This window comes from Variovorax sp. V93, assembly GCF_041154485.1.
GTDB lineage: Bacteria > Pseudomonadota > Gammaproteobacteria > Burkholderiales > Burkholderiaceae_C > Variovorax > Variovorax beijingensis_A.
Genome location: NZ_AP028669.1, coordinates 1,067,087 through 1,088,217, shown reverse-complemented (window position 1 = coordinate 1,088,217; position 21,131 = coordinate 1,067,087). Strand labels below are relative to the sequence as shown.

General features: G+C 68.8%; 21 protein-coding genes and 1 riboswitch. Of the genes, 14 read left to right on the top strand and 7 right to left on the bottom strand.

Annotated elements, in window-relative coordinates; all coding sequences use genetic code 11:
* Positions 1 to 5 precede the first annotated feature (5 nt).
* The 3 genes from ACAM54_RS04890 to ACAM54_RS04880 form a co-directional block, all read right to left on the bottom strand.
* Positions 6 to 1,265 carry a putative Na+/H+ antiporter gene (locus tag ACAM54_RS04890; protein WP_369650010.1) on the bottom strand — a complete coding sequence of 420 codons (1,260 nt, stop codon included), beginning with the start codon at positions 1,263 to 1,265 and terminating at the stop codon, positions 6 to 8.
* A 109-nt stretch (positions 1,266 to 1,374) separates the two neighbouring features.
* Positions 1,375 to 2,694, bottom strand: coding sequence for a lytic murein transglycosylase (locus ACAM54_RS04885; RefSeq protein ID WP_145740813.1), 1,320 nt, complete (start codon positions 2,692 to 2,694; stop codon positions 1,375 to 1,377).
* A 126-nt stretch (positions 2,695 to 2,820) separates the two neighbouring features.
* Positions 2,821 to 3,750: a LysR substrate-binding domain-containing protein gene (locus tag ACAM54_RS04880; RefSeq protein WP_369650009.1), complete on the bottom strand. Its 930-nt coding sequence runs from the start codon at positions 3,748 to 3,750 to the stop codon at positions 2,821 to 2,823.
* 110 nt (positions 3,751 to 3,860) lie between these two features.
* Here ACAM54_RS04880 and ACAM54_RS04875 point away from each other — a divergent pair, with 110 nt between their 5' ends.
* From ACAM54_RS04875 to ACAM54_RS04865, 3 genes are all read left to right on the top strand, one after another.
* Positions 3,861 to 4,925, top strand: a complete 1,065-nt coding sequence (locus ACAM54_RS04875) for a tartrate dehydrogenase (protein WP_369650008.1) — start codon at positions 3,861 to 3,863, stop codon at positions 4,923 to 4,925.
* Between the two features lie 40 nt (positions 4,926 to 4,965).
* Positions 4,966 to 5,964: a Bug family tripartite tricarboxylate transporter substrate binding protein gene (locus tag ACAM54_RS04870; RefSeq protein WP_369650007.1), complete on the top strand. Its 999-nt coding sequence runs from the start codon at positions 4,966 to 4,968 to the stop codon at positions 5,962 to 5,964.
* A gap of 97 nt (positions 5,965 to 6,061) precedes the next feature.
* Positions 6,062 to 6,343, top strand: coding sequence for a hypothetical protein (locus ACAM54_RS04865; protein WP_369650006.1), 282 nt, complete (start codon positions 6,062 to 6,064; stop codon positions 6,341 to 6,343).
* Here the strand turns inward: ACAM54_RS04865 and ACAM54_RS04860 are convergent.
* The 4 genes from ACAM54_RS04860 to ACAM54_RS04845 are packed head-to-tail and all read right to left on the bottom strand — an operon-like array spanning position 6,337 to position 11,462.
* Positions 6,337 to 7,218 carry a LysR family transcriptional regulator gene (locus ACAM54_RS04860; RefSeq protein ID WP_369650005.1) on the bottom strand — a complete coding sequence of 294 codons (882 nt, stop codon included), beginning with the start codon at positions 7,216 to 7,218 and terminating at the stop codon, positions 6,337 to 6,339. The genes ACAM54_RS04865 and ACAM54_RS04860 overlap by 7 nt on opposite strands.
* A gap of 21 nt (positions 7,219 to 7,239) precedes the next feature.
* Complete coding sequence (locus ACAM54_RS04855; protein ID WP_369650004.1) at positions 7,240 to 8,325, bottom strand: ABC transporter ATP-binding protein; 1,086 nt, start codon at positions 8,323 to 8,325, stop codon at positions 7,240 to 7,242.
* Between the two features lie 14 nt (positions 8,326 to 8,339).
* Positions 8,340 to 10,091, bottom strand: a complete 1,752-nt coding sequence (locus tag ACAM54_RS04850; RefSeq protein WP_369650003.1) for an ABC transporter permease — start codon at positions 10,089 to 10,091, stop codon at positions 8,340 to 8,342.
* 48 nt (positions 10,092 to 10,139) lie between these two features.
* Entirely contained in the window at positions 10,140 to 11,462 is a 1,323-nt protein-coding gene (locus ACAM54_RS04845) for an ABC transporter substrate-binding protein (protein WP_369650002.1), read from the bottom strand.
* Positions 11,463 to 11,675: 213 nt separating this feature from the next.
* On the opposite strand from ACAM54_RS04845, the gene ACAM54_RS04840 reads away from it, so the two are divergent.
* The 11 genes from ACAM54_RS04840 (at position 11,676) to ACAM54_RS04790 (ending at position 21,128) form a co-directional block, all read left to right on the top strand.
* Positions 11,676 to 12,761, top strand: coding sequence for an ABC transporter ATP-binding protein (locus tag ACAM54_RS04840; RefSeq protein WP_369650001.1), 1,086 nt, complete (start codon positions 11,676 to 11,678; stop codon positions 12,759 to 12,761).
* Positions 12,762 to 12,877: 116 nt separating this feature from the next.
* Complete coding sequence (locus ACAM54_RS04835; RefSeq protein WP_369650000.1) at positions 12,878 to 13,621, top strand: phosphatase PAP2 family protein; 744 nt, start codon at positions 12,878 to 12,880, stop codon at positions 13,619 to 13,621.
* A gap of 32 nt (positions 13,622 to 13,653) precedes the next feature.
* A riboswitch (cobalamin riboswitch) is annotated at positions 13,654 to 13,917 on the top strand.
* Between the two features lie 156 nt (positions 13,918 to 14,073).
* Entirely contained in the window at positions 14,074 to 14,919 is an 846-nt protein-coding gene (gene cobM, locus ACAM54_RS04830; RefSeq protein ID WP_369649999.1) for a precorrin-4 C(11)-methyltransferase, read from the top strand.
* Entirely contained in the window at positions 14,916 to 15,863 is a 948-nt protein-coding gene (locus tag ACAM54_RS04825; RefSeq protein ID WP_369649998.1) for a sirohydrochlorin chelatase, read from the top strand. The genes cobM and ACAM54_RS04825 overlap by 4 nt, the downstream gene beginning before the upstream one ends.
* The gene (locus tag ACAM54_RS04820; RefSeq protein ID WP_369649997.1) at positions 15,860 to 16,549 is read left to right on the top strand and encodes a precorrin-8X methylmutase; all 690 of its coding nucleotides are present in this window, start codon (positions 15,860 to 15,862) and stop codon (positions 16,547 to 16,549) included. The genes ACAM54_RS04825 and ACAM54_RS04820 overlap by 4 nt, the downstream gene beginning before the upstream one ends.
* Positions 16,546 to 17,643: a cobalt-precorrin-5B (C(1))-methyltransferase gene (locus ACAM54_RS04815; RefSeq protein WP_369649996.1), complete on the top strand. Its 1,098-nt coding sequence runs from the start codon at positions 16,546 to 16,548 to the stop codon at positions 17,641 to 17,643. The genes ACAM54_RS04820 and ACAM54_RS04815 overlap by 4 nt, the downstream gene beginning before the upstream one ends.
* A gap of 17 nt (positions 17,644 to 17,660) precedes the next feature.
* Positions 17,661 to 18,968 (top strand): precorrin-6y C5,15-methyltransferase (decarboxylating) subunit CbiE, encoded by a 1,308-nt coding sequence (gene cbiE / locus ACAM54_RS04810; RefSeq protein ID WP_307698432.1) that lies wholly within the window; start codon positions 17,661 to 17,663, stop codon positions 18,966 to 18,968.
* Positions 18,965 to 19,765, top strand: coding sequence for a precorrin-2 C(20)-methyltransferase (cobI, locus tag ACAM54_RS04805; protein WP_369649995.1), 801 nt, complete (start codon positions 18,965 to 18,967; stop codon positions 19,763 to 19,765). Before cbiE ends, cobI begins: the two co-directional genes overlap by 4 nt.
* A complete protein-coding gene (locus tag ACAM54_RS04800) occupies positions 19,755 to 20,492 on the top strand; it encodes a cobalamin biosynthesis central domain-containing protein (protein ID WP_145740795.1) in 738 nt (245 codons plus the stop codon). Before cobI ends, ACAM54_RS04800 begins: the two co-directional genes overlap by 11 nt.
* Positions 20,489 to 20,893 carry a cobalamin biosynthesis protein gene (locus ACAM54_RS04795; RefSeq protein ID WP_369649994.1) on the top strand — a complete coding sequence of 135 codons (405 nt, stop codon included), beginning with the start codon at positions 20,489 to 20,491 and terminating at the stop codon, positions 20,891 to 20,893. Before ACAM54_RS04800 ends, ACAM54_RS04795 begins: the two co-directional genes overlap by 4 nt.
* Positions 20,894 to 20,927: 34 nt before the next feature.
* Positions 20,928 to 21,128: a CbtB domain-containing protein gene (locus ACAM54_RS04790; RefSeq protein ID WP_145740791.1), complete on the top strand. Its 201-nt coding sequence runs from the start codon at positions 20,928 to 20,930 to the stop codon at positions 21,126 to 21,128.
* The last annotated feature ends 3 nt before the right edge of the window (positions 21,129 to 21,131 follow it).

Sequence of the window (21,131 nt, the reverse complement as noted above, 5' to 3'; positions counted from 1 at the left end):
CACTGCTACAACAGCATGAAGGCCGCGGCGGCCACGAGCGTGGGCCCGAGCGCACCCAGCAGCAGTCCGCCAGCGCCGATGGTCTCGTCGGAGAAGCCGCGCTTGAGCAGCGCGACGCCCGCGGGATTGGGCGCGTTGGCAATCACCGTCAGGCCGCCGCCGGCCACCGCGCCGGCGACGAGCATGTACTTGGATTCGTCCGAGATGTTCGTGATCAGCGAGCCCAGGTAGGTGAGCGCCGCGTTGTCGGTGATGGCCGTGAGGCCCAGCGCACCGAAGAACAAGGCCAGCGGCTGCAGGCTCGATACGACCGGCTCCAGCCACCACTGCTGCATGCCGCCCAGCACCACCAGCCCGGCCAGGAAGAAGCCGACGAGCAGCGCTTCCTTGATGATCAGCGGGCTCTGGTGGCGCTCGTAGGCCTGCGTGAATCCGAGGAACATCAGGAACAGCCCGAGGAACGCGACCGGATGATGCGCGAACAGCACGATGCCGGCCAGCAGCACCAGGTGCACCAGGGCCACGGCGGGCGGCACGGGCGCTTCGGAGAGCGCCGCGTCCGCGGCCGATGCGGCGGGCAGGTGCTTGCGCAGCACGAAGGTGGCCACGGTGGCGTTGACGAGCACGGCGATGGCTGCCTTCCAGCCGAAGGTGGCGAGCATGAAGGCGCTGTCCCACTGCCAGGTCGAGGCCACCATCAGCACCGGCGGCGCGGCGTACGACGTGAGCGTGCCGCCGATCGACACGTTGACGAACAGCACGCCCAGCGCGAGGTACTTCACCGCTTCGGGCACCTGCGGCCTGAAGATCTGCGGCGCGAGCATGAGCGCCGCGATGGTCATGGCCGCGGGCTCGGTGACGAGCGAGCCCAACAGCGGCACGGCGGCCAGCCCGAGCCATGCCGCCGCGACGGGCGTGGGCAGCGGCAGCACGCGCGCAATGAGGCTCACGCCCGACATGACGGTGCGCAGCACGGGCCGCGAGGCGGCCACCACCATCACGACGAAGACGAACAGGGGTTCGGTGTAATTGCGCGACTCCGCATAGCCGAGCGCCGGCCCGCCTCCGACCAGCAGGGCCATCGCAAGCACGAGCACGATGGCCCAGAAGCCGAACACGACCTCCACCTCGCCCAGCAGGTGGAACAGGCCGGCATGGCGGGGAAAGCGGTGCGACAGCCGCTCGAACTGCTTGGCGGCAAAGGTGTGGAGGAGCGCCACGGCAAAGATGGCTGCGGCAACGTACTGGATGGTGGGCTCTTGCATGGGAGGGTGGCGTGGCTGATCCGCGTGGCGGCCCGACCATCGCATGAACCTGCGGCGCCGCCAACCAGAAGCAAGGGCCCCGCACCCGGCCCCAGTTTAACGGTGCCCGCTAGGGTTGTTGCTGCAGGCGCTGCAGCAGCTCCGCGCTCGGATAGCCATCCGCGGGCAGGCCGACGCTGCGCTGGTAGCGGCGCAGCCCTTCGCGCGTGGCGGGGCCCATGACGCCGTCGGCCGCGCCGGTGGCAAAGCCGCGCTGGGTGAGCGCAGTCTGCAACTCGACCATCTGGCTGCGCGAGAGCGCCGACAGGCTTCTTGGCCATGGCGTCTGCACGTCGGGGCCGCCGCCAAGGCGCTGCGCGAGCAGGCCCACGGCGAGCGCGTAGTTGGTCGAGTTGTTGTAGCGCAGCACGGCGCGGAAGTTCGGCCCGACCAGGAAGGCCGGCCCCTGTGCGCCCGCGGGCAGCAGCACCGAGCCGTCGGCAAATTCCGGCAGCGGCTGGCCGTCCATCGTCGTGATTCCCTCGGCCGCCCACTGCGTGCTCGGCTGGCGTACGGCCATGTCGGCGCGGCCGTAGTCGAAGCTCGCCGGCAACTTGACCTCCACGCCCCACGGCATGCCGGCCTGCCAGCCCGAGCGCGAGAGAAAGTTGGCCGTCGAGGCCACCACGTCGGGCATGCTGCCCCAGATGTCGCGGCGTCCGTCGCCGTCGGCATCGACCGCGTAGGCCAGGAAGTTCGACGGCAGGAACTGGGTCTGGCCCATGGCACCCGCCCAGGAGCCGATCATGCGGTCGCGCGCGATGTCGCCGCTGTCGAGGATCTTGAGCGCCGCGAGCAGTTCGCGGCGCGCCCAGTCTTCCCGCCGCCCCTCGAAGCCCAGCGTGGCCAGCGCGTCGATCACCGGCGTGCTGCCGTAGTTGCCGCCGTAGTTGCTTTCCATACCCCAGATGGCAACGACGATGGTGCCCGGCACGCCGTAGCGCGCGGCCGCCGCATCGGCTTCGGCGCGAACCTGCAGCAGCTTGTCCTGGCCCGTGGCAATGCGCTGGGGCGAGACGGTGTTGTCGAGATAGTCCCAGGCCGTGCGCGTGAACTCGGGCTGGGCGCGGTCCAGCTCGATCACCCGCGGAAGAAACTGCACCTGGTCGAAGGCGCTTCGCAAGGTGGCCTCGCTGATGCCGGATGCGCGTGCGGTGGCGCGGAAGTCTGCGACCCATTTGGCAAAGCGCTGCTGCTCGAGCGCGGCAGTGTCCGTAGCTGCGGGCGTGGGCGCAGTTGCGGGCCGCTGACCCGCTGTGGTGCCCGGCGGCTGCGTTGCCGATCCGGGCGGTGCGGAAGCGCAGCCTGCGACAAGCGCCGCGATGGCTGCGGCCATGAGGGCGGGCCTGATGGTGGACTGCAGGAATGAGGTGCTGCTGGTTGGATGCATCCGCGGATTCTCACCCGTGCTGCACGGCGGCAAGCCGTTCTCACGCGCCGACGCGCCCCTTTCCTACACCTGCGGTGGGCGGGCTGGCAAGCATGGGTCTTTCGGCAGCGCCCCTCCTCGGCACGGCTATGCCTTGCCCGACGCCGCCTGCTGCGTGAAGGAGAGCGCCAGGAAATCGACGAAGGCCCGCACCCGCGCGGCCAGCTGGTGCCGCTGCGGGTACACGGCATAGATGTCCGCATCGGGCGTGAAGTACTGCGGCAGCACCTGCACCAGGCGGCCGCTGCGCAGGTAGCGGTTGATGTCCCACTCGGCGCGCATCAGGATGCCGTGGCCTTCGAGGGCCCAGTTCACGGCGATCTCGCCGTCGTTGGTCGCCAGGTTGCCGCGCGTCCTGACGGACTCGGTGCGCGCATGGCGCCCTCTGCCGCTCGTCAGGCGCCAGACCCCATAGGCTTCCTCGCCCTGGCGGATGCCGATGCAGTTGTGCCTGGCCAGGTCGTTCGGCACCTTGGGCATGCCGCGCGCCGTCAGGTAGGCAGGCGATGCGCACAGCAGCCGGCGGTTCGACGCGATGTGTCTTGCCACCACGCGGCTGTCCGGCGGCGCGCCGAAGCGCACGCAGACATCGAACAGGTCCTCGCTCGGCGCCGGCGGATTGACCGACAGCTGCAGCTGCACTTCCACGGCCGGATGCTTGCGCACGAAGCGCGAGATCAGCGGCGCGACATGGCTGCGCCCGAAGCCCAGCGTGGCATTCACGCGCAGCAGGCCGCGCGGCGTGGCGCGCGACACGCCCAGCAGTTCCTCCATGCCGTCGATCTCGCCGAGGATGCGGCGCGCATGCTCCAGGTACAGCTCGCCCTCGGGCGTGAGGCTCATGCGGCGCGTCGAGCGGTTGACCAGCAGCACGCCGGCGCGCGATTCCATCAGCGCCAGGTGCTTGCTGACCGCGGGCGTGGTGATGCCCAGCTCCCGCGCGGCGGCGCTGAGGCTGCCGGCGCTGGCCAGGGTGGAGAAGAAGCCGAGATCGGCCGGAAGGATGGCGCTGCTCATCGTGGCCCCACTGTTGAATACAGGTTAACGATGGCTTCACTTTAGCGCCGATTCCGCGGGCTCCTGCTTCCTACAGTCGAAGCTCTTTCCAACCTCCCGCAGACATCGCCATGAAGACGTACAAGATCGCAACCATCCCCGGAGACGGCATCGGCAAGGAAGTCGTTCCCGCAGGCCAGAAAGTGCTCGAAGCGCTGGCTTCGGCCAGCAGCAGCTTCGGCTTCGAGTTCGAGAACTTCGGCTGGGGCGGCGACTGGTTCCGCGAACACGGCGTGATGATGCCGGTCGACGGCCTCTACGCGCTGCGCGGCAAGGACGCGATCCTGTTCGGCTCGGCGGGCGATCCGCACATTCCCGACCACATCACGCTCTGGGGCCTGCGGCTGAAGATCTGCCAGGGCTTCGACCAGTACGCCAACGTGCGCCCGACGCGCATCCTGCCCGGCATCGATGGCCCCCTCAAGCGCTGCGGACCGGACGACCTGAACTGGGTGATCGTGCGCGAGAACTCCGAAGGCGAGTACGCCGGCGTCGGCGGCCGCGTGCACCAGGGCCATCCGATCGAAGCCGCGACCGACGTGTCGATGATGACCCGCGCGGGCGTCGAACGCATCATGCGCTTCGCCTTCAGGCTGGCGCAGTCGCGGCCCCGCAAGCTGCTCACGGTCATCACCAAGAGTAACGCCCAGCGCCACGCGATGGTGATGTGGGACGAGATCGCGCTGCAGGTGTCGAAGGAGTTCCCGGACGTCACCTGGGACAAGGAACTGGTCGACGCATCGACCGCGCGCATGATCAACCGGCCGGCCTCGCTCGACACCATTGTCGCGACCAACCTGCATGCCGACATCCTCAGCGACCTGGCCGCCGCGCTCGCGGGCAGCCTGGGCATCGCCCCCACCGGCAACATCGATCCCGAGCGGCGCTACCCGTCGATGTTCGAACCGATCCACGGCTCCGCCTTCGACATCATGGGCAAGGGCCTGGCCAATCCGGTCGGCACCTTCTGGTCGGTCGTGATGCTGCTGGAGCACCTGGGCGAGGCCGAGGCCGCGCGGCGCGTCATGCAGGCGATCGAAGCCGTGACGGCCGATCCCGCGCTGCACACGCGCGATCTCGGCGGCAGCGCCACCACGGCGCAGGTCACGCAGGCCGTGTGCGCGCGGCTCGCCTAACGAAAACACACGGCACAGACCGTCAGCCAGGAGACAAAACATGATGAAGCAACCATGTGCCACCAGGCGCCGCGCCCTCGCGGGAACCGTCCTGGCGGCCCTCGGCCTTCGCATCGCGCCCTGGGCCGCCGCCCAGGAGCCATGGCCGGCCAAGCCGATCAGCCTGGTCGTGCCCTTTCCTTCCGGCGGCACCACCGACGTGCTGGCCCGCGCGCTCGCCGATGCGCTCTCCAAGGCCCTGGGTCAGCCCGTGATCGTGGAAAGCAAGCCGGGTGCCGGCGCCACGCTCGGCGCCGACTATGTCGCGAAAGCCAGGCCCGACGGCTACACGCTGCTGATGGGCGCGGTGCACCACACTATCGCGACCAGCGTCTACAAGAAGCTGCCCTACGACTTCCAGAAAGACTTCGCGCCCATCACCACGGTGGCGATGGTGCCGAACGTGCTGGTGATCAACGCTGCGCTCACGCCGGCCAAGTCGGTCGCCGAACTGGTCGCGCTCGCCAAGTCGTCACCGAAGGAGCTGGCCTACGGCTCCAACGGCAACGGCACGGCACAGCACCTGATCGGCACCCAGTTCCAGGCCAGCACCGGCGTCAGGCTGCTGCACGTGCCATACAAGGGCAGCGGTCCGCTCACCACCGACCTGCTGGGCGGACAGGTGGAGATGTCCTTCGACACCATCACGCCCGTGCTGCAGCACATCAAGGGCGGAAAGCTGCGCGCGCTGGCCGTCACCACCGCGAAGCGTTCCGCCGTGCTGCCCGAGGTACCGACGCTCGAAGAGGCCGGCCTGAAAGGCTTCGACATCGGCACCTGGTTCGGCGTGCTGGCGCCGGCCGGCACGCCGAAGGACATCACCTCGAAGCTTCACGCCGAGATGGCCAGGATCATCAAGTCGCCGGAGTTCGCCGAGCGGATGCGTGCCATCGGCGCCGAGCCGATCGGCGACAGCTCCGCCGAGATGGCGGCCCGCATCCGTGAGGAGACGGTGAAGTTCGCGAGGCTGGTCAAGGAGGGCAAGGTCGCGGTCGAGTAGGGCCGGATTCACGACGATCTTGTTACTCCCCGCTGCGCCCGCCAATCCATAGAGTTGCCTTGTGGCGCCATCCACGGCGCGCCACAAGGAGCCGGCGATGAGCAGCAACAGCAGGAACAGCAGCAAGAACGACCGCGTCGCGCAGGCGCTCGGAATCTATCGAAGCATCGCTTCGTGCCATGAGCGCCTTGCACGCGGCGATGACGTCCACGCGCTCACCGCGGCGCTGATGCTGCCCTGTTACCAGGCCGGGTTCAGGCGCCTGGCGAGCGAGCTGGGTCCTGCGGAGCAGGACGAGCTGAGTTCCGTGCTGCGGCGGATGGAGCGTGCCGATGCGCCTGCGCTCGTCCGGCGAGAGGCTCCTTCAGCCGTTCATTGAGCCCAGACCGCCTGCATCACCGAGGACATCGCCACGATCAACGGATCGCTGGCACGCTCCGCTGAAGTGATGAAGAACAATTGCGCATCGACCTTGGCCGCGCTCCAGACCATCCAGTCCTCGCGCTCGGCGCCGAGCAAGGCGACCTCTTCGCGCAGCAGCGCGCAGCCGCTGCCCGAGCGGACGAAATCATCGAGGCCGCTGGTGTCCTCGCTGCGCAGGACCACGTTGGGATCGAGCCCCTGCTGCTCGAACAGGGCGCGCAGCATCTGATGCACATGCGATTCGATCGCGCCGTCGATCCACGGCAGGCCCGCCAGGAAGCGCCAGCCCCAGTTCTGCATCTCGGGCTTCAGCCGGTTGGGAATGGCCACCCGATAGCTGAGCGAGCGCAGCGGATGCCACTGCACGTCGCGCGGCGGATTGGGCGCCACGATGAGTGCACAGGACAAGCCGCCGCCGCGCACCTGGTCCAGCAGATGCAGCAGCGGCAGGCTGCGCGTACGCAGCTCCACCAGCGGCAGCCCCTGCTGCATGCCTCCCAGCAGCGTACCGAGCCGCAGGAACTCGGGCGTCTCGCCCGGCACACCCAGCTCGATGCTCCCCGAGAGTTCGCCCTTCAGGCGCTGCGCCGTGGCCTGCATCTCGGCCGAGGACTGCAGCAGCGCCTCCGCGCAGGGAAGCAGGCGCTCTCCCGCCCGGGTCAGGCTCAGCCGGCCGCCCGCGCGAACGAACAGGGCCACGCCCAGGTCCTGTTCCAGCCCCTTGATTTGCGCTGTCACGGCGGGCTGGGTCACGTGGAGTGCATCAGCCGCCTTGGTCACGTTGCCCAGCCGGGCCACGGAGACGAAGGCACGGATCTGGTAAAGCTCCATGGTTCACGAACAACAGGCGCGTCAGGCCGCGAAAAGACGCACCTGCGAAGGCTCCAGCCCGAGGCTCACCGCGCATCCCGCAGGAAACTTGGAAAGGCCCGCATAGTGCGGCTGGTCAACCTCGACAGCCTGGTGCCCGACGCGCACGCGGTAGCGCGAAAACTCTCCGAGGAATTCGCTCGCTTCCACCGTTCCCGGCATCCAGACGAAGCGTGCATCGCGCGCCGCGTCGACCACGTCCACCCGCAGCGAGTGCGGCCGGAACGTTGCCAGCACGCGGTCCGAGGCCGGCGCGTCCGACTGCAGCTGGAATGGAAGGTCCCCGACACCGTCGATGTCGAGTGTGACGGTGTTGCCCTGCCGGCTGCTGACCCGGCCGGTGAGGCAGTTCATCGTTCCGACGAAGTTCGCCACGAACGGGTTGACCGGATAGTCATAGAGCATTGCGGGGCTGCCCACCTGCTGCAGCACGCCGCGGTCGAGGATGGCCATGCGGTCCGCCGTGGTCATGGCCTCTTCCTGGTCATGGGTCACGAAGATGGTGGTGATGCCGAGCCGCCGCTGCAGCGCCAGCAGCTCCTGGCGCATCTGCACGCGCAGCGACTTGTCCAGGTTGGAAAGCGGCTCGTCCAGCAACAGCACCTGCGGCTCGATCACGATGGTGCGCGCCAGCGCAACACGCTGCTGCTGGCCACCGGAGAGCTGGCTCGGCTTGCGCTTGGCATAGCGCAGCAGGTCCACGGTCTCGAGTGCGGCGGCCACCTTGCGCTTGATCTCGGCCCGCGCGACGCGACGCTCCACCAGGCCGAACGCCACGTTGTCCCACACGCTCAGGTGCGGCCACAGCGCATAGCTCTGGAACACCATGCCGATGTTGCGTTTCCATGGCGGCATGCCGCTGACGTCCTTGCCGTCCACCAGAAGCTCGCCGTGCTGGTGCTGGTTGAAGCCGGCAATGAGCCGCAGCAAGGTCGACTTGCCCGACCCCGAAGGCCCCAGCAGTGCAAAGAACTCGCCGGGCTCGATGAGCAGGTTGACGTCCCGCAGGACTTCCGTCGTTCCATAGGCAAGCCGGACGTTGCGGCACTCGACGCTGACTTTTTTCATGATGTCTCCTCTCCTCAGATCTTCGCGGGAACCGCCCCGAACGACAACGAGGCTTCCCCTTCCTGGTCTTCCACCGGCCGCGCGACGAAGCGGCTGCGGGTGCGCTCCACGACCACGTGCGAGATGTAGGTGCCCAGCGCCACGACCACGATGGCCAGCACTCCCAGCGCCGCGCCCGGGCCGCGGCCCGCGACGCTCTGCATGTACAGGTAGATGCCGTAGCTCATCGGCGCCTGCGACTGGCTGGTGGTCAGCATGATGGTGGCCGACAGCTCGACGGCCGCCGTGATGAAGCTGGTAACGAAGCCCGCCAGGATTCCTCCGGCCATCAGCGGCACCACCACGCGCCGGATGGTGCGCGCCTTGGTCGCTCCCACGCTTTCGGCCGCCTCTTCGAGCGACACGTGGATCTGCTGCAATGCCGCCACGCACGAGCGCAGCGCATACGGCAGGCGCCGCACGGCGTACGCCAGCATGATCATGACCCAGGTGCTGGTGAGAAGCACCTCGGTGCCGGGGACCATCACGCCCTTGAAGAAGCGCAGGTAGCCGATGGCCAGCACCAGGCCCGGAACGGCCAGCGACGCCGTCGCGGTCACGTCCAGCCAGTGGCGCACCGGCAGCCGCGTGCGCAGCAGCAGGTAGGCGATGGTGGTGCCCAGCACCACGTCGAGCCCCGCGGCCAGCCCGCAATACAGCATGGTGTTGCCGATCATGCTGCCCGCGTCCTGGAACACCGTGGCGTAGTGCGCCAGGGTGTAGGCATCGGGCAAGGGAGAGAAGCTCCATACGTTGCCGAACGACAGCAGCAGCACGCCGATGTGCGGCGACAGGACCAGCAGCATCACCAGCCCGATCCAGCCGTAGGCCAGCAGCGATCCCGCGGGCGACAGCACGCGCCGCTGGATGGCCCCGCCACCCTTCTGGATCGTGGAGAAGTCCTTGCCCTTGAGCATCCGCGCAGACAGCGACATGGCGGCGATGGAGAACGCGATCATGATCACGCTGGTCACGTAGCCCAGCGGATCCTCCAGCCCCACCTGGGTGATGCGCAGGTAGGCCTGCGGGGCGAGCATGTTGGTCGTGCCCAGCACCAGCGGCGTGCCCAGGTCGTCGAAGACCTTGACGAACACCAGCGATGCGCCGGCCACGAAGCCCGGCAGCGCCAGCGGAAAGATGACGCGCCAGAACAGGCGCCAGCCGCGGCAGCCGAGGTTCATTGCAGCCTCTTCCATCGCGCCGTCGATGTTCCGCAGCGCGAGCGTGAGGTTCATCAGCACGAAGGGAAAGTAGTGGATGGACTCGACGAAGATCACGCCGCTCAGCCCATCCATGAGCGGAATCGTGAAGCCGAAGTAATCGTTGAGCAGCAGGTTGATGCTGCCGGAGCGGCCGAAGATCAGCTGCAGCGCCACCGCGCCGACGAAGGGCGGCATGATCAGCGGAAGCACCCCGAGCGTCTGGATCAGCGCCGCACCGCGGAACTGGAAGCGCACCGTGAAGTACGCCAGCGGCACAGCGATCAGCGACGCGAACACGGTCGACATCACGGCCACGTAGAGGCTGTTGAAGAACGCCTCCTGCATCAGCGGCTGCGAGAAGAATGCGACGAAGTGCCCGATCGTCGGGCTCCCGTCGGCATTCACGAACGCGGTGTAGAAGACCCATGCCACGGGCATGACGAGGAACAGCAGCAGGAAGACGGCAACCAGGCCCGCGGCGCACCACGCACCTGACCGCACGTCCGATGGAAAAAAACCGCGCATGAAATCTCCATGGCAGCCCGGCATTTGCCGGGCCGCGCGACATTGTGGTTACTTGAGAAGCGCCTCGGCCTGCTCGGCCAGGCTTCGTGCCTGGTTGTAGTTTTCCAGCGCCTTGCCGCTCCACTCGCCCTCCAGGCCGGTGATCCGCTTGTTCGCCTCGGAATCCTTCTTGTTGGCCGCGAACATCGCGATGAAGGCCTTGTCGGCCGCCATCGACGCACTGACCAGCGGCGTGAACGCGAGGCTGCGCGCCTTCTTGACCAGTGCCGCGGCCTCCGCATTGGGCTTGCGCGCCAGCGCCGCCTCGGCGCCGTGGATGGCCTTGGTCGCGGCCTTCAGCTCCTTGTGCCGGAAGGTGATGGTCTGGTCGAAGAGAGAAGAGACGACGTTGTAGCGCGTGGCCGAAAGATCCGCGTCGAACTTGACCTTGGTGCGCTTGGCCACCTCATAGGCATTCGGAAAGCCGGCCGGCATCTTCAGTTGCTCGGGCGGCAGCACCGGAAGGCGCGAGATCTGCGGCGCAACCAGCAGCTGCTGCCCTTCCTTCGACAGCGAGAACGCGATGAACTTCCTGCCTTCCTCGGCGTTCTTGGCGCCGGCGATCAGCGCGATGTTGGCCGGCACCATGGCCGTGACGCTCGGGTAGGCGAACTCCACCGGAAAGCCCGAGTACTTGCCCGCGAGCCCGAAGAAGTCGATCACCATGCCGATGCCGAACTGCCCGTTGTTGACGCCGTCGGGGACACCGAAGCTGCGCTCCGTGATGGCCGCGCTGTTGCCGGTGATCTGGAGCAGGTCCGACCAGCCCTTGTCCCAGCCCTCGCCCTGCAGGATGGTTTCCACGGTCAGGTGGGTTGTGCCGGAACGCGAGGGCGAGCTCAGCGCCACGTGGCTGAAATAGACCGGCTTGGCAAGGTCGCTCCATTCGGCGGGCGGCGGCAGCTTGTTGGCCGAGAGATAGCGCGTGTTCCACATCAGCCCGTAGCCGCCGAGCGCCTGGCCGAGGTACATGCCCGAAGCCTCGTTGAGCGGATAGCTGCCCACCATCTTGGGAACGGCGGGATTCGCGAGCGCCGGAATCGGCTCCAGCAGCTTCCCGTCGACCAGGACCTCGAAGGCATCGGGCGCCGAGGCCCAGAACACGTCGGGCCGCTGCCCTGCCGGCATTTCGCGGACATAGGCCACGCCCGCGGTGGTGCTCTTGTTGAGGATCTCGAGCTTGATCGAGGGGTTGGCTTTTTCGAACGCGGTCTTGTAGGCCTGCGTCAGTTCCTTGGGGAACGAGGTCACGACCGAGACGGTGCCCGCGTGCAGCGCTGTGCAACCAGCGAGGGCGGCCAGCGTCAGCAAGGGCCGAAAGTCGATGCGCATGGAAGTCTCCCGTTGTCTTGTGGATGGCGGGCCGAGCTTAGGGCCGGGGCGCAACGCATTCCAATCACAGTTTTTGATTCGAGGCATTGCCGGGAGCCTCACTCGGGTTTGCCCGGACCGGCAGCTCGCCGCCTCTCTCGCCCTTCGGCGCCATGCCTTGCATACTCCACGCTTTCCCCCGCCTTACCCCTTTTCATGCCCACCGACACCTCCATGAAGAAAGTGCGTGTGGAATGCCGCCACATCCACTTTTCTCACGGCCCCACGAAGGTGCTGGACGACGTCAGCCTCGACATTGCGCCCGGCGAATTCTTTGCGCTGCTGGGGCCGTCGGGCTCGGGAAAATCCACGCTGCTGCGGATCATCGCGGGGCTCGAGGCGCCCGGCCTGGGCCGCGTGCTGCTGGACGGCCGCGACGTGTCCGAAGCGCCCGCCTGGGCGCGGCAGGTGGCCATGGTGTTCCAGAACCACGCGCTCTGGCCGCACATGACAGTGGCGGAGAACATCGCCTTCGGCCTGATCGAGCGCCGGGTCGAAGCGCCGATCGTTCGCACCGCGGTCTCCGAGTGGCTGGGCGCCATCGGCCTGGAAGGCCACGGCAACCGTGAACCGAACCAGCTGTCGGGCGGGCAGCAGCAGCGCGTGGCCTGGGCGCGCGCCCTTGCCGCCGAGCCGCGGCTGCTGTTGCTGGACGAACCGTTCTCCAACGTCGACAAGACCCTCCGGCTGGGACTGCGGCAACAGCTGCGCCAGCTGCAGCAGCAGCTTGGCATCACGGCCGTGCTGGTCACGCACGACCAGGAAGAGGCGCTCGGCCTGGCGGACCGGATTGCCGTGCTCGACAACGGCGCCATCCAGCAGGTCGGCAGCCCCATTGGGCTGTACGACTACCCGGCCAACGCGGCCGTTGCCCGTGCCGTCGGCCAATGGAATCTGCTCAGCGGCATCGCGCGCGCTCGCCAAGGTGGCGTGCTGCTGCTCGACGTTGAAGGTGTCGGCGAACTGCGCGTGCCACTGCGGCCGGACATGCCCGCCACTGCGCGGCTGTCCATCGGCTTCCGTCCGCATACCGTGAAGATCGGCGGTGACGACGATGTGCACGACGCCCGCTACACCTGGCTCGCGGGCCTGGTGGAGCACGCCGAATTCCTGGGCCGGGCCGTGCGCTACCGGGTGCGCATCGGCGAGCACGCCGTGCTGGTGGACGAGCCGCATCACCGCGGCGCGGCGCGCCATGCCGTCGGCGCCGACATCGCGCTCGGCATCGAACTGGCGCAGTGCCGGCAATTCGCGTCCTAGCTTTTGAGACCCCGACGCGCCGGCTGCGATTGTCTTATGGCCGCCATCAGAAGAGGTGATTGGAACGAGGCCGGCCGCTCTGCTACTTTGGCCGCCCGACCGAATGGAGACCCTTGATGCGCATCACCCGCAAGCTCTGCTGGCTGTCCCTTGCCGCCTTTTTGCTCACTGCCTGCACCACGCAGGCACCGCTGCCAACTACAGCGCCGCAGGTCGGCGAAACAACGGCTGCGTCGACGGCGACCTACCTCGATCCAGCGCAGATCGACACCACGCGCTTCCTGGCACCTCCCCCCGACGAGGCAGCCACGCGGCGCGAGATCGAGCAGATGCTCGTGCTGCAGCGGCAGCGCACGCCCGCGCAGGCCGAGCGCTCCGTTGCCGACCTGGAGCAGAGCGTCTTCCGCTTTTCCGACGTGATGGGCGACAGGTTCAGGAAGGAAGACCTGCCGCGCACCGCCAGGCTGTTCGAGACCCTGTACAGGACCGAGAGCATTCTCAACAAGCAGGGAAAGGAAAAGTGGCAGCGCACGCGCCCGCCGCTGTTCGACAAGCGCATCGAGCCGGTGGCGCGCTATTCGTCGAGCGGCTCCTACCCGAGCGGCCACTCGGCCTTTGCCTATCTGTCGGGCATCGTGCTGGCCGAGATGGTTCCGGAAAAGCGCGCGCAGATCTTCGCGCGTGCCAGCGAGTTCGGCGAGAACCGCGTGCTCGGCGGCGTTCACTATCCGAGCGACATCGAGGCCGGCCGGCGCCTGGCGACGATGATCGTCGTGCTGATCCAGGGCAACCCCGCGTACCAGGGCGATTTCGCCGAAGCCCGGAAGGAACTGCGCGGGCGGCTCGGTCTGGACAGGTGACGCTCCGCTGCCCTGCCGCAAGCGGCTGATACACTTTGCGCGCGTTGTCAGGTGTCCTGGCGCCCCGTATCAACGGCGGGGTGGCCAGGGTGAAACGGGAAGTCGGTGCGCGGCGGTGGAGAGAACACCGCGCAATGCCGACGCTGCCCCCGCAACGGTAAACGAGTCAGAAGCAAGGCCCCGGGATTCGGTCCCGCGCCACTGTGCCGCGAACGGCATGGGAAGGTGGTCTTGCTGGAGAGCCGATGGCCCTCCGCTCGTGAGCCCGGAGACCGGCCTGACGACCAGCGCATGACCTTGCGGTGGGCGAGGATCGGCGGGCGGCGCATGGCGTCCGGCTCGATGCAGGTGTGCATCCGCCGGAACCGCATCCACTGACGCCCCTCCGATTTCTCCCGCTGCCAGGTCCTACCGACCATCTATCGCGCGGCGGGCGCGGAGGAATCATCATCATGAACGAGCGAGCCATCGCTCCAGGCAGTGCGCCGGCGCCGGGAACCGTGTGGTTCGTCGGTGCGGGCCCGGGCGATCCGGAACTCATCACCGTCAAGGGCCGCGGCCTCGTCGAGCGCGCCGGGGCGATCCTGTTCGCGGGCTCGCTGGTGAGCGAAGCCGCGATGCGCTGGGCGCGTCCGGACTGCGCCATTGCCGACAGCAAGGACATGACGCTCGAGCAGATGTCGGCCTGGCTGATCGCGCAGGCCGCGCGCTGCGAGACCGTGGTGCGCCTGCAGACCGGCGATCCGGGCCTGTACGGCGCGCTGATCGAGCTGGTGCAGCCGCTGGATGCGGCGGGCGTGCCGGTCGGGGTGGTGCCGGGCGTGTCCTCCGCCATGGCATCGGCGGCCGCGGCGGTGGAAAGCCTCACGCTGCCCGAGGTCACGCAGACCGTGATCTTCACGCGCGTCGAAGGCCGCACGCCGATGCCCGAGGGCGAGTCGCTCGAGGCGCTGGCCGCGCACCACAGCACGCTGTGCATCTTCCTGAGCATCACGCTGCTGGGCAAGGTCACGGCCGCGCTCGCGGCCGCCGGCTGGTCGCCCGATGCGCCCGTGGTGGTGGTCCACAAGGCGAGCTGGCCCGGCGAAGAAAAGATCGTGCGCGGCACGGTCGCGACCATCCAGGCGCTGTGCCGCGAGGCCCGCATCGCAACCCAGTCGATGATCATTGCCAGCCCCACGCTGGGCGCGCGGCAGTGGACCAGGCTCGCCAAATCCAAGCTCTACGACGCGAGCTTCACGCACCGCTTCCGGCGCGCGAGCGTTCCCGCCGAAACCCTGCGCCAGGAACTTCCATGAACTCCGAAACCATTCTGCTGGTGGGCCACGGCTCGCGCGAAAAATCCGGCAACGACGAGATCGAGGCCTTCGCCGCGCAATGGCGCGAGCGGCAGCCGGGCTGGCGCATCGAGGTCTGCTTCATCGAGTTCTCCGAGATCACGATGAGCGAGGGCCTGCGCCGCGCCGCCGAGAGCGCGCGGCGCGTGATCGTGGTGCCGCTCATCCTCAATGCCGCGGGCCACGTGAAGATGGACATCCCGCAGGCCATCGACGGCGCCCGCCTCAAGTACCCGATGGTGCAGTTCCTCTATGCGCCGCACCTCACGGCCTGCGACCCGATCCTCGCGGTCCTGCGGCGCCGCCTCAAGGACGCGATGCAGGCGCTCGACATGCCCGACCCGACCACCACCGGCGTGGTGATCCTGGGGCGGGGTTCGTCGGACCGCCAGGCCAACGGCGACATGGCCAAGATGGCGCGCTGGCTGATGGAGGAGACCGACCACGAGCTGGTCGACCTTGCCTTCACGGGCATCACCTACCCGCGCCTGGAGCGGGCCGTGCAGCGCCAGAGCCTGCTGGGCATGAAGCAGGTGGTGGTGCTGCCGTACTACCTGTTCAACGGCACGCTGGTCGAACGCATCGCGCGCCAGGTCGAGCACCTGAAGGCGCAATACCCGACGATCCGTTTTGTCTCCACGCGCTACTTCGGCTTCGAGCCCGAGATCTTCGCGCTGCTGGAGCAGCGCGTGGACGACCTGCGGCGCGGCGCGCCGGCCGCGCTCATGCCCTGCGACGGCTGCAAGTTCCGCGACTTCGCGGTGGAACACGGGCTGGGCGGCCATCACCACGGCGACGCGGCGGCGCATGGCCACGATCACCACCACGATCACGGCCACGACCACGACCACGACCACGCGCATGGCCACACCCATGCGCACGATCCGGTGCCGGTGCTGCGATGAAGCCGGCGTCTTCCACGGCGGCCAACGTCGTCACCGAGCAGCTCACCGCGGCGGGCCGTGCCATCGAGCACGATTCCTTCGCGGTGATCGACCGCGAGGTGGCATCGCATGTCTACACCGCCGACCAGTGGCCCGTGGTGCGCCGCATGATCCATGCGAACGCCGACTTCGACTTCAACGGCCTGACCGACTTCCATCCTGAAGCGGTCGACGCCGCCATCGCCGCCATCCGCTCGCGCGCCAGCCGCGTGCTGGCCGATGTCGAGATGATCTGCGTCGGCCTCTCGGCCCCGCGCCTGGCCCACTTCGGCATGGGCACGCACCAGTTCATCAGCGACCCGGACGTGATCTCGCAGGCGATGGCCGAAGGCACCACGCGCGCGGTGCAGGCCATGCGCAAGGCGCATCGCCTGGGGCTGGTCGACGGCGCGATCGTCGGCATCGGCAATGCACCGACCGCGCTGATCGAGATCGTGCGGCTGATCCACGAAGAGGGCGCGCGCCCCGCGCTGGTGGTCGGCATGCCGGTGGGCTTCGTGTCGGCGGCCGAGTCGAAGGACCTGGTCGCGCTCGAAAACGACGTGCCCTGGATCGTGATCCGCGGACGCAAGGGCGGCTCCACGCTGGTGGTGGCCGCGATCCACGCGCTGCTGGGCCTGGCCGAGGCGCGCGAACACGCCGCATGATGGACAAGGGCGCGCCCCGCGGCACCCGCACCGGTTTCACGACCGGTGCGTGTTCGGCCGCGGCGGCGCGCGCGGCGGTGATCGGCCTGGTCACGGGCCAGGTGCCCGGCGAGGTCGAGTGCCTGCTGCCCAACGGCGACCTCGTGCGCTTCGCGGTGCACGACGGCCGCGTCGACGGCGCGAGCGCGCATGCGATGGTCATCAAGGACGCCGGTGACGACCCCGACTGCACCGACAAGGCCCATCTCACGGCCGACGTGCGCCTACTGCCCGAGCTCGCGGGCCAGGTGGTGCTGGCCGGCGGCGCCGGCGTGGGCACCGTCACCATGCCGGGCCTCGGGCTCGCCGTGGGCGGCCCCGCCATCAACCCGGTGCCGCGCCGCAACATCGAGGCCAACGTGCGCGCGGTGGGCGCGGCGCTGCTCGACGAGGTCGGCCTCGAAGTCGCCATCTCCGTGCCGCAGGGCGAGGAGATGGCCAAAAAGACGCTCAACGCGCGCCTGGGCATCCTCGGCGGGATCTCGATCCTGGGCACGACCGGCATCGTCAAGCCGTACTCCACCGCCGCCTACCGTGCGAGCGTGGTGCAGGGCGTGCAGGTGGCGGGCACCTTGGGCCACGGCGTGGTCGTGCTCACGACCGGCGGGCGCACCGAGAAATTCGTGATGGCCGAAATGCCGGAACTGCCCGAGCCGGCCTTCGTGCAGATGGGCGACTTCCTGCGCTATGCGATGGGCGCCGCGGTCAAGGCCGGGATCCGGAAAGTGGTGATCGGCGGCATGGTGGGCAAGCTCACCAAGATCGCGCAGGGCGAGACCATCACCCACGCCGGCCGGGCAGAGGTCGACACCGGCCTGCTGGCCGAACTGGCCGCCGGACTCGGCGCACCGCCCGAGGTGTGCGAGGCGATCCGCGGCAACGAGACCGCCCGCTATGCCGGCGAGCGCATGGACGCGCTCGGGCTCGGCACCGCCTTTCACACGGCGCTGGCGCAGCGCGTCATCCAGACGCTGCGCACGCGCTACCCCGACCAGTTCGAACTGAAGGTGCTGGTCTGCGACTTCGAAGGCCGAAAGATCGCGGAGGCCCCGTGAACGACAACCACAACAACATGACCCACAAATGCCGCATCCTCGGCGTGCTGGACGATGGCGATGCGAGCCTCGGGCGCAGCGCGATGGCCCATCTGCAGCAGGCGCAGCTGGTGATCGGCGCCGCACGCACGCTGGCGCTGTTCGCGCCGCACATCGCACCCGGCGCGGTGCAGCGCGACCTCACCGGCGCACTGTCGCAGGTGCCCGAATGGATCCGCGCCGCGCAGGCCGAGGAACGCCGCGTGGTCGTGCTGGCCACCGGCGATCCGCTGTGCCACGGCATCGCGGCCTTCCTGGCCGCGCGCCTGTGCATCGAGGCGATCGAAGTCATTCCGAACGTGTCGACGCTGCAGCTGGCCTGCGCGCGCCTCGGCCTGCCGTGGCAGGAGATGAAGTTCGCCTCGGTGCATGCGAAGGACGCGGGCGACTGGCTGCCGGGTTCGCCGCCCGCGCACGGCCTTTACGCGCTGCTGCGCGACATCCGCCAGCACGATCGCCTCGCGGTGCTCACCAGCCCCGACAACACGCCCGACCGCATCGCGCGCATGCTGGTGGCCGAGGGCCTGGCCGACGATTTCGAGATGGCCGTCGCCGAGCGCCTCTGCCAGCCCGAGGAGCGCGTGGTCAGCGGCATGCGCATCGCGGCGGCGGCACAGATGCGCTTTGCCGACCCGAACGTGGTGCTGCTCTGGCGCACCCGGCTGCGCGCGCCGCAGGTGCTGTTCGGCCTGCCGGACGCGAGCTTCGAACAGCGCCATCCCGAGAAGGGCCTGATCACCAAGAACGAGGTGCGCGCCGTCTCGCTCGCGCGCATGCAGCTGCGCGCCGACAGCGTGGTGTGGGACATCGGCGCGGGCTCCGGCTCGGTCGGGCTGGAGGCGGCGCGGCTGTGCTGGCGCGGCCATGTCTACGCGATCGAGAAGAACGCGGACGACAGCGCCATCGTCGCGCGCAACCGGCAGGCCATGGGCATCAGCAACCACAGCCTGGTGCACGGCAAGGCGCCCGAGGGCCTGGCGGCCTGGGCCGATCCGGACGCGGTCTTCATCGGCGGCTCCGGCGGCGAACTGGCCGAGCTCATCGCGCTGGTGCTGCGGCGGCTGCGCCCGGGCGGCTGGCTGGTGATGAACTTCGTGACCATCGAGAACCTCGCAGGTGCGGTCGAGGCGCTCAAGGCGCAGGGTGCGAGCTGGGACGTGCTGCAGCTGCAGGCCTCGCGCAGCAAGCCGATCCTGCACATGCACCGGCTCGCGGCCGAGAACCCGGTGTGGCTGGTCTGTGCGCAAAGGACGGAGGTCCGCGTGCTGACGGGCGGTGCGGCATGACGGCACCCGGCATGCTCCACGGCGTATCGCTCGGCCCGGGCGATCCGGACCTGATCACGCGCCGCGCCTGGTCCCTGCTGACGCGCGCCGACGCGGTCTGGACCTACCCCGTGCGCAGCCTGCGCAAGGAAAGCTACGCGCTCGACATCGCGCTGCGCGCCGGGCTTTCGGCGCCCGCGCAGCACCAGGCGCTGCTGTTCCCGATGACGCACGACGCCGAGAAGCTCGCGCGCCATTGGCTGAAGGCCGCCGAGACCGTGCAGGCGCTGCTGGCGACCGGGCAGGACGTGCTGTTCCTGGTCGAGGGCGATGCCTCCACCTACGCAAGCTTCTGCTACCTGGCGCGCGTGCTGCGCGAACTCGACCCGGCCGCGCGCATCGAGGTGGTGCCCGGTGTCACCTCCTTCAACGCAGCCTGCGCGCGCCTGCAGCTGCCGCTCTCGGAGCAGGACGACACCGTAGCCATCGTACCGGCGGCCTACGGCATTGCCGCGGTCGAGAAGATGCTGGACGACTTCGACACGCTGGTGCTGATGAAGGTCAAGCCGCTGCTGGACGACCTGATCGACCTGCTGGCGCGGCGCGGCCTGCTCGCGCACAGCCGCTTCATCGAGAAGGCCGGCTCGCCGGTCGAACGCATCGTGCACGACGTGGCCAGCCTGAAAGGCAGCAAGGTCAACTACCTGTCGCTGCTGCTGGTGAAGAACCCCGGCCGCGAACGCGGCGAACTGGTGCGCGGCTGCCGCAAGAAAACCAGCACCGAAATCGAAGAGGACGAAAACCCGAATGACGAATGAAGCCGCACCCCGCGTGGTGCTCGTGGCCATCACCAAGCACGGCGCGCAGCAAACGGCCGGACTGGCCCGCCTGCTGCCCGAGGCCAGCGTGTGCGTGGGCTACAAGTTCGCGCCGCTCATGGCCGGCCTGCCCAACCCGGTGCGCGCCTACGCGGGTGCCTTCCGCGACGAGATCGCGGCGCTGTTCGCGGACTTCGACCAGATCGTGTTCTTCGTCTCGCTCGGCGCCGTGGTGCGCCTGATCGCGCCACACCTCAAGAGCAAGGACGAAGACCCGGGCGTGCTAGTGGTGGACGACGCCGCGCAGTTCGTGATTCCGGTGCTCTCGGGCCACGTGGGCGGCGCCAACGCGATGGCCGAGCAGGTCGCCGCGCTGCTGGATGCCACGCCCGTGCTGACCACCGCGTCGGACGTGGGCAAGACCATCCCGGTCGACATCCTCGGGCGCGAACTCGGCTGGAAGGTGGAGGCGCCCAAGATCAACATCACGCGCGTCTCGGCCCATGTCGTGAACGGCGAGCCGGTCGCGGTGGTGCAGGAAGCGGGCAGCACTGATTGGTGGAACCGCCCGACTCCCCTGCCCGCCAACATCCACCGCTTCGCGCGCTTCGACGATGTGGATCTCGCGCGCTTCAAGGCCGTGCTGTGGATCACGCAGGCCGAAGTGAGCGCCGAGCGCTGGCGCACGCTGGCCGAGCGGCTCGTCGTCTACCGGCCGCCGCAATGAGCACCGTGCGCTACGCCATCGGCCTGGGCTGCGACCGCGGTACGCCCCGGCACACGCTGCAGCAGGCGATCGACGAGGCGCTGGCCGGCATCGGCGCGCAGCTCGCGCAGGTGGCCGCGGCCGCCAGCATCGACCTGAAGGCCGACGAGCCCGGCCTGCTGGCGCTGGCCGCGGCCCATGGTTGGGCGCTGCGCTTCTATCCCGCCGCGCAGCTGGCCGAGGTGCCCGTGCCGCATCCGTCGGAAACGGTGCGCCGCCACACCGGCACGCCTTCGGTCAGCGAGGCGGCCGCGCTGCTGGCCGGCGGCGGCCTGCCGATGGCGGCGCTGGTCGTCCCCAAGCACAGGCACCGCGGCACCGACGGGCGCCACGCGACGGTCTCGATCGCGCGCATGTCCTGATGAATCCCAACCCTCACCTCGAATGGAACCCGCAATGAACACCTCCTCCACGCACACCACTTCCCACACCGGCGGCTTCGCCCATGCCGGCACGCCGCGCAGCCTGCTGCTGCAACTGGCCGGCGCCGCGGCGCTGGGCCTGTTCGTCTTGTATGGCGTCGCCTTCGCCGAAAGCCCGCTCGCGCACAACGCCGCGCACGACGTGCGCCACGTCACGGTCAAGCCCTGCCACTGAGCA

What these genes read in the sequence shown, in the direction of transcription:
- ACAM54_RS04855 (WP_369650004.1), bottom strand. Translation starts at nt 8,325, where the DNA reads ATGAAAAAAGTCAGCGTCGAGTGCCGCAACGTCCGGCTTGCCTATGGA.
- ACAM54_RS04845 (WP_369650002.1), bottom strand. Translation starts at nt 11,462, where the DNA reads ATGCGCATCGACTTTCGGCCCTTGCTGACGCTGGCCGCCCTCGCTGGT.
- cobM (WP_369649999.1), top strand. Translation starts at nt 14,074, where the DNA reads ATGAACGAGCGAGCCATCGCTCCAGGCAGTGCGCCGGCGCCGGGAACC.
- ACAM54_RS04870 (WP_369650007.1), top strand. Translation starts at nt 4,966, where the DNA reads ATGATGAAGCAACCATGTGCCACCAGGCGCCGCGCCCTCGCGGGAACC.
- ACAM54_RS04840 (WP_369650001.1), top strand. Translation starts at nt 11,676, where the DNA reads ATGAAGAAAGTGCGTGTGGAATGCCGCCACATCCACTTTTCTCACGGC.
- cbiE (WP_307698432.1), top strand. Translation starts at nt 17,661, where the DNA reads ATGACCCACAAATGCCGCATCCTCGGCGTGCTGGACGATGGCGATGCG.
- ACAM54_RS04820 (WP_369649997.1), top strand. Translation starts at nt 15,860, where the DNA reads ATGAAGCCGGCGTCTTCCACGGCGGCCAACGTCGTCACCGAGCAGCTC.
- ACAM54_RS04885 (WP_145740813.1), bottom strand. Translation starts at nt 2,694, where the DNA reads ATGCATCCAACCAGCAGCACCTCATTCCTGCAGTCCACCATCAGGCCC.
- ACAM54_RS04875 (WP_369650008.1), top strand. Translation starts at nt 3,861, where the DNA reads ATGAAGACGTACAAGATCGCAACCATCCCCGGAGACGGCATCGGCAAG.
- ACAM54_RS04835 (WP_369650000.1), top strand. Translation starts at nt 12,878, where the DNA reads ATGCGCATCACCCGCAAGCTCTGCTGGCTGTCCCTTGCCGCCTTTTTG.
- ACAM54_RS04880 (WP_369650009.1), bottom strand. Translation starts at nt 3,750, where the DNA reads ATGAGCAGCGCCATCCTTCCGGCCGATCTCGGCTTCTTCTCCACCCTG.
- ACAM54_RS04800 (WP_145740795.1), top strand. Translation starts at nt 19,755, where the DNA reads ATGACGAATGAAGCCGCACCCCGCGTGGTGCTCGTGGCCATCACCAAG.
- ACAM54_RS04850 (WP_369650003.1), bottom strand. Translation starts at nt 10,091, where the DNA reads ATGCGCGGTTTTTTTCCATCGGACGTGCGGTCAGGTGCGTGGTGCGCC.
- ACAM54_RS04815 (WP_369649996.1), top strand. Translation starts at nt 16,546, where the DNA reads ATGATGGACAAGGGCGCGCCCCGCGGCACCCGCACCGGTTTCACGACC.
- ACAM54_RS04890 (WP_369650010.1), bottom strand. Translation starts at nt 1,265, where the DNA reads ATGCAAGAGCCCACCATCCAGTACGTTGCCGCAGCCATCTTTGCCGTG.
- cobI (WP_369649995.1), top strand. Translation starts at nt 18,965, where the DNA reads ATGACGGCACCCGGCATGCTCCACGGCGTATCGCTCGGCCCGGGCGAT.
- ACAM54_RS04865 (WP_369650006.1), top strand. Translation starts at nt 6,062, where the DNA reads ATGAGCAGCAACAGCAGGAACAGCAGCAAGAACGACCGCGTCGCGCAG.
- ACAM54_RS04860 (WP_369650005.1), bottom strand. Translation starts at nt 7,218, where the DNA reads ATGGAGCTTTACCAGATCCGTGCCTTCGTCTCCGTGGCCCGGCTGGGC.
- ACAM54_RS04795 (WP_369649994.1), top strand. Translation starts at nt 20,489, where the DNA reads ATGAGCACCGTGCGCTACGCCATCGGCCTGGGCTGCGACCGCGGTACG.
- ACAM54_RS04790 (WP_145740791.1), top strand. Translation starts at nt 20,928, where the DNA reads ATGAACACCTCCTCCACGCACACCACTTCCCACACCGGCGGCTTCGCC.
- ACAM54_RS04825 (WP_369649998.1), top strand. Translation starts at nt 14,916, where the DNA reads ATGAACTCCGAAACCATTCTGCTGGTGGGCCACGGCTCGCGCGAAAAA.